2 rRNA genes are annotated in these 696 nt (G+C 42.2%); both read right to left on the bottom strand.

What is annotated here, in order from left to right:
* Positions 1–122, bottom strand: a 23S ribosomal RNA gene (locus JQM82_RS15965); the annotation flags it as partial.
* A 447-nt stretch (positions 123–569) separates the two neighbouring features.
* A 5S ribosomal RNA gene (rrf, locus tag JQM82_RS15960) occupies positions 570–687 on the bottom strand.
* Positions 688–696 lie beyond the last annotated feature (9 nt).

The following is a 696-nucleotide window of genomic DNA, read 5'->3' as shown; positions in this document are numbered from 1 at the left end:
CCCATTCAGAAATCTCCGGATCGTAGGATATTTGCTCCTCCCCGAAGCTTTTCGCAGCTTATCACGTCTTTCATCGGCTCTTAGTGCCAAGGCATCCACCATACGCTCTTTCTAGCATGACCAACTAGCTTTGAAAGCGGGTGACGGATTCTAATCATTTCCTCCGTTTGTATTCTTTCAAAACTTACACCGATATAGCGTTATCGGCGTTGGCTTAGGTCAATTTTTTTTGGGTCTGTTTTCTTCAGACCGATAATCATTACCTGTTATAACAATTACCTCGGATGTCTTGATTAAGATATTTAAAAATCTTCATCATTTCTATTTCTTATATGCAATTTTCAAGGTACATTGCGAAATTAAATTTTCATGCGTTGGATGTTAACATCCATAAGCTTTGAAATATTTAATTTCATAACGTGCCTGCACGTGACCGAAAGAACGAAGTTCTTGAGGTGCAATGTACAGTACACCCGACTGATGTTTTATCAGTCACTAGAAACCTGAACACCAAACCCGTCTTGTTTCAAATCTCTAATCACTGGTAAAACCAGTTTTTCTTTTTCTATATCTGGCGGCCACCTACTCTCCCGCACCGTCTCCAGTGAAGTACCATCGGCCGCTTGAGGCTTAACCATCGTGTTCGGGATGGGAACGGGTGTGACCCTCAAGCGCATCGCCACCAGAAATGCTTTC

The sequence above is a fragment of the Faecalicatena contorta genome (assembly GCF_021531995.1).
In the GTDB taxonomy this organism is placed as follows: Bacteria; Bacillota; Clostridia; order Lachnospirales; family Lachnospiraceae; genus Dorea_A; species Dorea_A contorta_A.
Note: the sequence above shows the minus strand (reverse complement) of the source record. Positions and strands in the feature narration are given on the sequence as shown.